Here is an 11,953-nt window from a genome sequence, read left to right as displayed (position 1 = left end):
GGTGCAAAGTGCAAGACTGTGGCACCTAGTCGAGTGGCTGCTTCTTGGGGGGTTAAACTAGACATTGCCTGATTATATCATAGAAAATGTCTAGTTATGTCACTAATTGTCTAGATATTTACCGACTGTTAGTTAACCCCGATGTGACTCAACCCGTTCCCACCGAGGAATGTAGGGGCGGGTTTCACTATTATCGTTTTTTTGCCACCTTGATGTGAATCAACCCGCCCCAACCAAAGTTGTGAGGGTGTCCTTTGTTTTCCTCCCTCGGATATTTTACAGGTTGATCCCGGCAAAGCCTAGAGCCAAAACGTTATCGGTAAAACCCGCCCCTACAGCATTGATGGAAAACGTTCGCCGCGATGGTCGAGGTCTGTTGCCTCTATTGTAAACTTTTGTTAAGAAACTCGTAAATTCCCTGAGAGGGGTAAAAGCGGGAAATCCTTGTCATATCAGGCTTTAGGGCAAACTCGATAATATCGCACTTTTGAAAATCTTATCGCTGATTCCCAAAAATCACTGATCCCCAAACCCAAAACTTCGTGTTAGTCTGTGTCAGTTCCATAAAAATAGAGCGAAATCGAAATGAGTATGAGTTGCAGACGGTTTTTCTTAATCCTCTTGCATCACCATCCATAACCCTAAACGTAGAATTCTAGAGGCTTTTGATCTAGGCTTATGAATCAGCGAATTTTGAGTGGTCTCACTGTTACCGTCTTAACCACAGCCCTCAGCACAGTGATATTCCATCCGGCTAACCAAGCTCAGGCAGTTGACCAAGGTTCTGAGGGCAACTTGACTCCCGCTCAAGCGCTACACTCTCGGCAAACAACTCCCTCCACCTCCTCTCAACCAACCCCTCAGCCGCCAGAGGTGGTAAAAGTGGGAGAATTTCAATCCCCAACGGCTCAAGTTGGGGAAGCAGAAGAAATCATTGCTAAAATTCATGCCTATTCACTCGATGGGCGTCAGGCGGCTACTCTGTATGTGCGCGACATCCCTGTCCTGACGTTCTTAGGTTCTCCTGCAACTGCTAATAATGACACCAAAGTGGGAGAAGTGGCTCTGGGAAATGACGCTGAACCTGAGTATTCCTCATCAAAAACGGTGTCTGGTTATCAATCCTCAGAGGCAGACCAACTGGATAATATTGCCTCGCCCAGTGTCACCTCGACCAGTAATGCCAATCCAGATGATGCCGTAGGGCGGGCGACAGCAGTTGCGGCTCAACTCAATCAACTGCATCGGGATAATATTGATGCAGACGCGATCGCAGTTCGTTGGAATGAGTCGTGTAACTGCTACAGCATCCAGGTAAACGACCAGGAGTTGGTGCAAGTTAACGAAAACACCATTCTGCCCGATACCACCGAAAACCTAACCGAAGATGCCCGACAAGCCACGAACCGACTGCGACGCTTGATGGGTAATGCTCCCCCCCTACGCCAAATTGAGGGGAAACCCAAAGCCCAAACAATCGCCCAAGTCGCCTTGGGTCCAGTACGTTTCCAGGTTAAGGGTATTGCCTCCTGGTATGGTCCTGGCTTTCATGGAAACCGCAGCGCCAGTGGTGAGCGATTTAATCAAAACGCCCTAACCGCCGCTCATCGCAGCTTACCCTTTGGTACTAACGTGCGAGTCACCAACTTAAATAATGGTCGTTCCGTTATCGTGCGGATTAATGACCGAGGACCCTATACCAGAGGGCGAGTCATTGACCTTTCTGCCGCCGCCGCCAGAGTCCTAGGATTGATTAGGACGGGTGTGGCACCTGTACGGATTGAGGTTTTAGATAACTACTAGTGCAGCGGGCGTAAAAATACTTGAGCAGCTTCGTAGATATTATGAAGCAGGGGGAGCAGAGGGAGCTGGGGAAGCTGGGGGAGATATTAGCTGTTGGCGTTATTTCTGACGAATTGCACTAGGGAATAGTTTTGAGTGTGTAGGGGCGGGTTTAGGAACTTGATGTGTGGTTATTGATGGTAACGTTTCTGCAAAACCCGCCCTGACCGATCCTTCGCTTGGACGAATAACAAAGGACGAATGACAAAGGACAAATGACCAATGACAAAATTGCTAACATCGATCTAAGATCCAACCACTAAACTCTCATGCGTCTGTTTACGACAATCGCGGGATTGCGCTGCCACTTAGAACGTCATCGAACCCAAAAAACCGTCGGTTTAGTGCCGACGATGGGGGCGTTGCACCCCGGTCACTTGAGCTTAATCGAGCGGGCAAGACGCGAAAATGCTATTGTCGTTGTCAGCATTTTTGTCAATCCACTCCAGTTTGGACCTGGGGAAGATTTGCAGCAATACCCGCGTCAGTTGGAGGAGGATCAACGCTTTTGTGAACAAGCGGGAGTTGATGTGATTTTTGCGCCCACAGCCGTGGAGTTGTATGGTGATGACCCATCCGATTCAGGCACCCCGACGGAGTTCACTCAAGTTATGCCCCCACCAGCCATGACTTCTATATTATGTGGTCATTCTCGTCCGGGTCATTTTCAGGGGGTGGCGACGGTGGTGACTAAGTTATTAAATCTAGTTCAACCCGATCGCGCTTATTTTGGTCAAAAGGATGCTCAACAATTGGCGATTATTCGCCGCTTGGTTGCGGATCTAAATTTGCCTGTCACTATCGTATCTTGTCCGATCGCCCGTGAACCGTCAGGTCTTGCCTATAGTTCTCGTAATCAGTATTTAACATCAGCACAAAAGGCACAAGCTCCGATTCTCTACAAGGGTTTACAAAATGCCCAAAATGTGTTCCAAGCTGGGGAGCGCGATCGCACCGCCTTAATTGCTGCTGTTACCTCAGAACTCAGCTTGATTGAGGAGATTCAAGTCGAGTACATCGAATTAGTCCATCCGACAACCTTGACCCCCTTAGAACAAGTAGAAGATCAAGGATTACTCGCGATCGCGGCTCGTCTGGGTTCAACTCGATTAATTGATAATATCTTGCTGCGAAATCGCCAACCGATTATTGCCATTGATGGACCGGCGGGGGCGGGGAAATCCACGGTGACTCGGTTAGTGGCGCAGCAATTAGGCTTAATGTATCTGGATACGGGAGCCATGTATCGGGCGGTGACGTGGCGAGTGCTGCAAGCCGAAATTGATTTTACTGATGAACCTGCGATCGCGGAATTGGTGAGTCAATGTCAAATATCCTTGATCAGTAGTGGTTCCCAACCCCAAAGTTTGAGGGTGTGGATTGATGGCAAAGAAGTCACCCAGGCGATTCGCTCGTTAGATGTTACCGCCAATGTTTCTGCGATCGCGGCGCTCCCGGTTGTGCGTCACGAATTAGTCAAACAGCAGCAGCGCTGGGCGTCTAAGGGTGGTGTTGTCGCTGAAGGGCGAGATATCGGGACTCATGTTTTCCCAGACGCCGAACTGAAAATTTTTCTCACCGCCTCGGTTCAAGAACGGGCACGCCGACGCTTGCAAGATCTTCAAGACGAAGACCAAGGTACTGTCAGTTTAGAACAGCTAGAAGCGGATATTCAATTACGAGACCAGCGTGACAGCACTCGTACCTTAGCCCCCCTGCGTCAAGCTGCTGACGCGATCGAAATTAATACGGATGGATTAACAATTCCTGAAGTTACCGATAGAATTATTAGTGCATACCATAAAAAAGCATTATCGCCAACTAACGCATAAAAGCTTGCCTAAAAGCATTACCTTCCTAAACCTTCTACTGGTGTGGCACAGCTAAAATTGTGGATTAGATTTGACCATTGAATCGGGCGCAAGTCTTTGCGCCCCTACAGTTTCCGGGTAATTCTAATTCATCTTGCTAAGGTGTGCCACGCCACTACCTTCTGCTACACCCCCCCACTCAAAAAAACTAATCCTTTATCCCGGATATACTGCCATTTGCGTCGTAACTAACAAAAGAATCATTAACACTAAGGCGGATTTCGGTATCCAGTTGCCCTACAGCGAACTGAATATCCCTAGGAATGGTTGCGTTTAGCGATTGAGACGCAGGGTTTAGCATCAGAATTTATCAAGCGGGTTGATCTACGCTTAGACATTTATGTCTGGCGATAGATTAACCCGCCGCTTGGATTATTCTGCAACAAGAATAATCTAAAAATAAACAACCATGACGTGCCGCCTGTGTATTCAGAGGAGTGAAGGAGATTAAAGGTGGCAAACCCTTGTCAGTTAGTTTGGCAGTACAGATTATCCATTAGTTTAATCGCTGCCACACTTGGTTTTATTGCAAGTTTGAGTGTATCCGTTGCTCGTTCAGTTAACCCAAAGCTAACGATTCCTAGTCCTAAATTGAACCAACAAGAACGCTCTAATTCCCAGAGTTTGCAAATCAATGGTTTAATTGGAGATGAAAAAGATATCTATGAAAAAATGTTGGTTCACTTGGCAGAGGAAGAAGCCAAACGCTTAACTTTTTCTGTGCCAGTAGAATTTCAAGGCAAAACCCTTCATTCTCGTGTCCTCAAGGATAACGCCAAAGTGATTGCCCTCACGTTTGATGATGGACCTTCATCCCAGACAACCCCCCAAGTTTTAGACATTCTCAAACGAGAAAATATCAAAGCCACCTTTTTTGTTGTCGGTAAGACGGTTAAGAATCATCCCCAGCTTATGAAACAAATTGTGGCTGAAGGTCATGCCATTGGTAACCATACTTGGAATCATCACTATCATCAGTACAGTCCATCGGCGGCGGCACAGGAACTGGAGACAACCGCTACTTTAATTCATCAACTCACTGGCGTCAAAACGGCGTTATTTAGACCGCCTGCTGGCATTTTAAATAACGGCTTAGTGAGCTATGCTCACCAAAATAAGTATGCTGTAATTATGTGGTCAGCCGATACAAAAGATTGGCAAAGTCGCCGGATTACTGTGCCAAAATTAATCGATAACGCTCTTGAAGACGCGCAACCGGGTGGTATTATTTTATTACACGATGGCGGGGGCGATCGCTCTAAAACAGTAGAAGCTTTACCAAAGTTGATTACTGAACTGAAACAGCGTGGTTATCAATTTGTCACCGTGCCAGACTTATTGGATATGCCAGATTAATACTAATAGGATTTACGCAAAGGATTTATATGTAGGGTGTGTTAGCGTAGCGTAACGCACCTTAACTAAGTATTTAATTGAGAATATATCACCTTGGGTTATCCTGTAGGGGCGACCCGCTTGCACAAATTCACAACGGTGTTCATTCAATTTAATCGGGTCGCCCTTTACTCAATTTTTCCTGACAAGAATGATGCTTTTGCCCAACAATATCAATGGTTATTAGCACATTCTGGGTGGCTTAATTAAATCTGGTGCGTTACGGCGTACTTATGTTCTGAATTAATAACTGTTAATCTCGAAATTTGCCTAACGCACCCTACGAGTATAACTTTAGTGCTTTAACGCATAGCTGGAGAGGGCTAAAGCCCTCACTACTGACGAATGACGTAGCTTGCTTCTCGCGAAGCGAGTATGACAAATGACAAGCGACTTTTGTGAAGAGTTTGTAAACACAAAATTATTTTTAGGTAGATTTAACATAATGGGTAAAGAAATGTAAACAACTAGCACCTAAAAGCAGTGCCACTCATAGCAAGGGAGTTGAGAAATGGAATTATTCTATAGAATTCGCCAGGTCATTCGAGCCAATTTTAACGAGATGATTCAACAGGAGCAAAATTCCGAAACTGTAGGGTTAACATTTTATTCTCGTGAGGGCTTAAAAGATTACCAAACAATTGCCGAAGTAGCTAGAATCCAACGTGATGGACAGCAAGAAACAGTGAAGACAATAAACCACAGTCTAGTAACCTTAGAGAAAAAACAGGCGGCGGCAAATAACCTAAAGTATCGGTTATATGATAGCACTCACTTCAGCCAATTCCCGTTTTATGAGGATCAAAATACTATCAAAATACCCGATAATGTTCCTCAATTCCAGGAGTCTGCCTGGAAGGAGATAGAAGGGTTCTTCATTTCCTTAACATCCTCTAGCGAGATAGATAATGAATGGGCAACCCTGGAAGAATTTGCTTCAAAAATCTCTGTTTGATTCAGATAGCCTTCAAGTAAGTGAGGTACACAGACAGATCCCCGACTCCTCCAAGAAGTCGGGGATCTTGCTTAAGGCTGTACCTCAGTTGTGGTGATTTCCGACCAAGAGCGATTAAGATAAGGTGAAGTTTGCTCAACTTATTCATCCGTTATCAGGTTCAGCGCTGTCCAATTCCTGAGTACAGTAGGTAGAATCCAGATAGGGTCGCAGTGGGACTAATCCGGTTTTAGACAATAAACATTGCGCCTGTTCAGTTCTGAGAATTTCAGCAAACTTTGTGCCAATGGGGGGACGGCTATTATCTCTCGGATAAATAACGGCTAAGGGATAGGCTAAGGGATAGGTTTGGCTAATAAATGCCTCCACATTGGCTCCATAACTCCCTTTAGCATTACATAAATCTGTGTTCGGAGTAATCGGTTGTCGGTTATCTTGTACTAAGGGTGAAATCGCATCATTTTCTCCGTCCACGATGGCTAGGGGATAGACTGAACATTGTCCTAAGACTTTACTCAAAGAATCAAATCCGATCGCGCCAATGTTTCGCCCCTCAAAATCCCGAATTACTTGTCGCAGTGTCTCAAAGGTTTGGGTGCGGATAATCGGCGGACGACCTAAATTGGCAAATGAGCGACTCGGTTGGTTACTTTGTTGCAGAAGTGCTTCAAATTCGGCAATATTACTCGTATTCGTATCCTCTCGCAGAACCCGCTGCTTAAACAGTTCAATGGCTTGATCACTGGGAGGAACATAGAGTTGAACCGGGAGATCGGGTCCTCCTAATTCTTGCCAATTGGTAATTTCTCCGGTGTAGAGTAAGCGTAATTGCTCAAAGCTAATTTGCCCATTTAAGGCGGCGGGTAAGCTGTTTTCCCGTTGTGCATAACTGAAGGCGACAAAGACAACTAAGCCATCATGAGCCACTTCTTCTGTGTCTAAGGCAAATCCTAACCGATTAATGGGAGTCGCGATCGCAAACTCGGCGTCTTCCTCCCGAACCTGTGCGATCGCGTCTGTCCAAGAGGGTACAGGTTGATAGTTTAACTCTAATTTCGGTTGACGCTGGTATAATTCACCTGCCAAGGTGGTATCCTTGGCAATTAAATTGGGTTGCTCTAGGATATAATCCCACGCTCCGTATGCTTCTGCTGTATAGGTAAACGTTCCTGTGGGAATTCCAGATACTTGTTCAATACAGCAGGGAAATGGTTCAGTTTCCATGGCGGTTTGAGGTTGATTTCTGCCGAATAGCCACCAGATTAATAATCCTAACAACAGCAGTAGCAAAAGTAGCCCGAATAACCGTGGACGCCACCACCGCCTTTTCTTTTTCTTCGCGTCGGCTTCAGCTACGGGTTGGGAGAAGGGGGGGATAATTTGCGGTTCAGGGGGCAATTGTAATAAAGCACGGCGGGCAATTTCGGCGGTTTCAAAGGATGAGGTACCAATGCCAATTAGGGATAAAACATAGTCTTTAAACACGGGTTGGATTAGGGGCCAATGCTTGGTAATCCGGGGATTAAAGGGTTGAAGCGTAACCGGATCATGAGTACCGCCGTTTAAAAGATAAAATGCCACATACCCCAAGTCTTGTAAATCCTTTTTGGCAGATAATAAAGGACGTTCGAGTAAGGGCGGATCAAATCGTCCTTCCCACAAGAGGAGGTCACACAAATAGATAAAAAAGCCTTGGAAAGTGGGAACAATCAGTAAACTATCTAAACTGATATTGCCATCGGTGAGTCCCTCTTGGACTAAACCCGACGGGAGACGAAATTTTTGTCCATGGAGAAATTCTAAACTTTGCAAAACTTGTTCCAGGATTTGTCGCACCTGATAACTGGTCATTGCCCCAGTTTCTGCCACGTAACTGGCTAAGGTAGGATAAGTATCTAAGATCCCCTGACTGACTAAATAGCAGCGTTCAAACCGGGGATCTGCGATCGCGTCCCACGGAGAGACGAGGCGAAAGTCTTGCACCCGCCCATCAGCCAAGGTGACGCCAGCGAGATTGACAAAGGCTTCTTTGCGTAACTGACTTTCTTGGACATTAAAATAGCGATCGGGTAACAGGTATTCCCTGATTACCACAGGTTGACGAGTCGGGAGTTGCAGGGCTTGATAAAGACGACCTCGACCCCGATTTTTGAGAAAGCCTTCAATTTGATAGGTTCCCCGACGTCCGCGAATTTTGGTTTCTGGCGGTAACAGCGTCGGAAATCCACATTGAGTACAATAGTTGGCACCGGGTTGTTCGAGCAGGGTTTGTTGCACCCATTCACAGTAAAGGGGATTTCCCCGAACACAGCGATACTCCGGATAGAGGGACTTTACCCCTGGCGGAACGACGACTTCTGTCGCCACGCCACCTTCGGCTTCTAATCCTTCACCGGGTTTCGTTTTACCCGCCATGCGATCTTTGAGTTCATCTAAACTCGGCGCACGCTGTTTCAGTTCATCTTGTAGGAATGGAACTAACCAAAGAAACCGCGCTGGGATGAACCGCAGTAGGATGGCTCGAAAGCGACCTGGGATCGTCTTAAAGCGATGGAAAATCCGACTTCCTTCAACGCTGCGAAATTGTTGAAATAAGCGTCCCAGAAATCCTTTTGGGTTACCCTTAACCATAACTGCTGCTCCTGCCAAGCCTTGTTAAGCTGTGTATTGCTATCCTGCCATAAGCACGGTGTCAGTCTAAGCGGTGGTTTCCCAAAGCGTTGAGAAATTTAACAAAATTTGCTTTTCCTAGAGTCGGAAGTCTGCTAGTGTAGCATTATTTGGTCAAATTAGGAGTTACCAGGAATGGCAAAGGAGCAAGTGGCGAAGCTGTTTCGAGATGCTCAAGCGAACCCGGCTTTAAGAGAGGAACTCAGAGCTGCCGCCAACGTAGACGCCTTTATTAAAATGGCAAAAGAACGGGGGTATGACTTTACTGTGGAAGAATGGCAAGAAATGACGGGATTTTCGGTTGAAGAAGTCGAGGGCAAATTGTCAGAAATTCCTGGATTATAAGGGTTTATTCGTAATTCGTCAAAATGATATTAAATACATTGACCTTTTACTTCTCCTTCACTTCATTCGAGGACATGGTTCGAGGGACTGCTTTTACCTGTTCCTTGTTCCCTGTTTCCTTTTTTAGTTTAAGTGCAACTATTCTCTGAAAAAAGCTTGTATTCCAGCGTTAAAGCACTGGAAACTCGGCGATTGATTATTCCGAGGTTGCATATACTCAGAAATTGTTCGCGCTGCTTTAACCTTGTTCAAGCCGCCTTGATGGTATCCCTTCCCTTTTAGTAAGGCTTCCAAAGCTTCCCAGGTTCCTCCTTTAATTGCATCAGGGTAACGATAACGTTGTTGAGTAACAAAACTTTTGGCTATTTTGGGATACGCTTGGCAGATAGCGATTGCGTCTCCTAAAAACCAGGCTTCAAGCTCTTCAATCGCAATGCGATTGAGTACGGTGAATTGTTGGCTTGCAGTACTGGATTTAGTTGTAAATCCACTGAGAATGGCATAATCTTCAAGGCTTTTTTTTAAGTCTTGGCAATCATCATTGTCACGATCACAAAGGACAACAATCCGCCAATCATCTGGCAGCCAGGAGCGATAACCTTTGAGTCGTTGAGGAAGTTTCTTCAATAAATCCGATTTTCCTTGGAACGAGTGAAGTTCAAACTCAACATCAGAGGGAAGAATTTTAGGCAATAGGTTGTCAAGGGCAACTTTTGCAGAATATTCTTCAACTAAAACTTCTAAGTGTAATACCGTCATGTTGAGCATAACTACTAACGTTTAGTTTTAGGCGCACCCTGGTTTTTGAGCGGATCACCAAATTCAAAGTACCCCTCCATCCAGAGATTACCCAGGGTTGCACCTTCAGCCATAAATGCAGGAATACCGCGCATATCGGCAGCACGCTTCGCCTGAGTGAAACCCTCTTCATCACGATAGAGTACCCAAAGTTCCTCTGGACGCAATGCATCAACAAAGTAAGGTGAGTGAGTCGTCACCATTAACTGGCTTTGTCCAGATGCAGTTCGGCACTCTTCGGCTAGCTCAGGTAGCAAACGAGGGTGAAGATGGTTTTCTGGTTCTTCAATGCCGATGAGTTTAGGTGGATCAGGATCATAGAGAACAGTCAAATAGGCAAACATTTTCAGGGTGCCATCTGAGGCAAATTTAGCCAAAATGGGTCTTTGAAATGGGGCATCTTTGACTTGTAATAGCAGTCGCCCATCCTGCATCATCTCGGCATCAATGCTTTCTAGGCGCGGAATCCGATCAGTAAGGGTTGTCAGAATTTGATCGAGCTGCTCAGGATACTGCTCTTTTAGATATTGAATGACGTTGGGCAGGTTATCACCTGTTTCAGAGAGCCTTTCTTGAGGACCAGCTTCGGGAGTGCTACGAGTATGATCAGCTGTAAGATAAGACAGATACCAACCGCTGATAAATCGACGCAGAGCGCTCACCCGAGGATTACTTGCGAATTGTCCTAGGGTATTCACCGCGAGAATGTCAGGAGAGTCTAGCTGTTGCGGAATACGTTCGTCTTCTTTTTCCGGCATTTCACCGCTGATGACTTCACCTGTCCCCTCCTTAAAGTTCAAAAACTGAAATGGCGCACCTTGTTGTTCTCGTCGCCATTGTAGAGATTCTTCAGCCACGTAAGGACCACGAGAACCTTCGTCAATTGCCAGGTAGTAGGTGATAACTGGAGTTTGTGGCTGTTCCCGATATTTCAACTCAAAGGATATGGGACCCTCCGCCCCACGAGTTCGCAAGTCTCGAAACCGCCCCCGTCGATCCCAAGCCCGACGCAGACCCAATTGAAAGCATTCGGATAGAAATGCGAATATATCAAAAATGGTGGATTTACCACTGCCATTGGGACCTAAGAAGACGGTCAGTGGTGTAATATTTTTTAGTTCAAGATCGCGTAAAGCACGATAGTTTTTGACTCTCAGTTGCTCGATGCGGGGAATAACAGGTTTGGGCATAGTGGATTGGATGGGTAGTCTTCTAGATTGTGCGATCGCCTTCCTTATCCCTCAGTTTGCCAAACGCTGTCTGTGATTGGCAGAACAGACGATAGCCGAGGTGATTATCGTCTGATTTTAACCTTGAACCTATATCAGGGCACGATGGTATCGTGCCCCTACCCCATCTCAGGGATAATTGATGGGTAGGGGTACGGCATTGCCGTACCCTATGATAGCTACCGATAACCTCTCAATTTAATCAATAATAAACCTTCTGCCCTCTGCCTTCTGCTATATCGCGCCAACGAATCACACCGACGATTCAATCCACCATGATCTGTCGCCTCAACAGACTCATCATTTCTCCGGAAGCACCATAAGGAATCGGTGGACTCCATTCCCTCACCTCCGCAAACCGTAAGCGATGCAGGGTTTTGATAATGCTGTTGATCCCTTTACGGGAACCGATAACCATCACCTTAATAAATTCTTTCCCGGAAACCGGATCAGTGGAAGCCTGAATAGAAACCTCAGCAGAGGGCAATTGATTGTCATTCGGCACAAAGTACGCTTGCATTTGAGTTCACCTGATTTATACCCAACCATGTTGTTGGTTCCAACAACATCTAGATCAATTCTGCCAGATGTTGTGAGTTCCAACAACATTTACTTGCGGATCATCCTCTGACACGATTAGAGGTATGGGAAAAGCGGGAAAAGCTCTCAGACAAGCATTAGAGACATACGGCATCAGTCAAAACAAGCTAGCCGTAACTTTGAAGGTTGATCGTTCAGTTGTATTTCACTGGTTTCACGAAAATCGAGATCCCTCAGCCGAAACCGTGGTGCAGATTGCTGAGGCACTTCATAGCCTCAATCCTGATGCAGCAGCAGAATTTATCCGA

11 protein-coding genes are annotated in these 11,953 nt (G+C 46.0%); 7 read left to right on the top strand and 4 right to left on the bottom strand.

All coding sequences use genetic code 11. The features are described from left to right. The first annotated feature begins 86 nt into the window (after positions 1-86). The 5 genes from RIC07_RS18100 (at position 87) to RIC07_RS18080 (ending at position 6,063) form a co-directional block, all read left to right on the top strand. Positions 87-218: a hypothetical protein gene (locus tag RIC07_RS18100; RefSeq protein WP_446395752.1), complete on the top strand. Its 132-nt coding sequence runs from the start codon at positions 87-89 to the stop codon at positions 216-218. A gap of 460 nt (positions 219-678) precedes the next feature. Next, positions 679-1,803, top strand: coding sequence for a septal ring lytic transglycosylase RlpA family protein (locus tag RIC07_RS18095; RefSeq protein ID WP_446395751.1), 1,125 nt, complete (start codon positions 679-681; stop codon positions 1,801-1,803). 308 nt (positions 1,804-2,111) lie between these two features. After that, positions 2,112-3,674 (top strand): bifunctional pantoate--beta-alanine ligase/(d)CMP kinase, encoded by a 1,563-nt coding sequence (locus RIC07_RS18090; protein ID WP_446395750.1) that lies wholly within the window; start codon positions 2,112-2,114, stop codon positions 3,672-3,674. A gap of 492 nt (positions 3,675-4,166) precedes the next feature. After that, entirely contained in the window at positions 4,167-5,069 is a 903-nt protein-coding gene (locus RIC07_RS18085; protein WP_446395749.1) for a polysaccharide deacetylase family protein, read from the top strand. Between the two features lie 550 nt (positions 5,070-5,619). Continuing rightward, a complete protein-coding gene (locus tag RIC07_RS18080; RefSeq protein WP_446395748.1) occupies positions 5,620-6,063 on the top strand; it encodes a hypothetical protein in 444 nt (147 codons plus the stop codon). 144 nt (positions 6,064-6,207) lie between these two features. On the opposite strand, the gene RIC07_RS18075 is transcribed toward RIC07_RS18080, so the two are convergent. Further along, on the bottom strand, positions 6,208-8,694 hold the full coding sequence (locus RIC07_RS18075) for a substrate-binding domain-containing protein (protein WP_446395747.1): 2,487 nt from the start codon (positions 8,692-8,694) through the stop codon (positions 6,208-6,210). Between the two features lie 174 nt (positions 8,695-8,868). Between RIC07_RS18075 and RIC07_RS18070 the strand changes: the two genes are divergently transcribed. Further along, positions 8,869-9,078, top strand: coding sequence for a Nif11-like leader peptide family natural product precursor (locus RIC07_RS18070; RefSeq protein WP_446395746.1), 210 nt, complete (start codon positions 8,869-8,871; stop codon positions 9,076-9,078). Positions 9,079-9,216: 138 nt separating this feature from the next. Here RIC07_RS18070 and RIC07_RS18065 read toward each other — a convergent pair whose 3' ends face one another. The 3 genes from RIC07_RS18065 to RIC07_RS18055 form a co-directional block, all read right to left on the bottom strand. After that, positions 9,217-9,837: a DUF4276 family protein gene (locus RIC07_RS18065; protein WP_446395745.1), complete on the bottom strand. Its 621-nt coding sequence runs from the start codon at positions 9,835-9,837 to the stop codon at positions 9,217-9,219. 14 nt (positions 9,838-9,851) lie between these two features. Then, positions 9,852-11,066 (bottom strand): AAA family ATPase, encoded by a 1,215-nt coding sequence (locus RIC07_RS18060; RefSeq protein WP_446395744.1) that lies wholly within the window; start codon positions 11,064-11,066, stop codon positions 9,852-9,854. Positions 11,067-11,370: 304 nt separating this feature from the next. Continuing rightward, the gene (locus RIC07_RS18055) at positions 11,371-11,625 is read right to left on the bottom strand and encodes a hypothetical protein (RefSeq protein WP_446395743.1); all 255 of its coding nucleotides are present in this window, start codon (positions 11,623-11,625) and stop codon (positions 11,371-11,373) included. Between the two features lie 124 nt (positions 11,626-11,749). Here RIC07_RS18055 and RIC07_RS18050 point away from each other — a divergent pair. Beyond that, the coding region (locus RIC07_RS18050; RefSeq protein WP_446395742.1) for a helix-turn-helix domain-containing protein at positions 11,750-11,953 on the top strand (204 nt) is incomplete at its 3' end.

Source organism: Coleofasciculus sp. E1-EBD-02, from assembly GCF_040218245.1.
GTDB lineage: Bacteria > Cyanobacteriota > Cyanobacteriia > Cyanobacteriales > Coleofasciculaceae > Coleofasciculus.
This window is presented reverse-complemented; position numbering and strand designations above follow the sequence as displayed.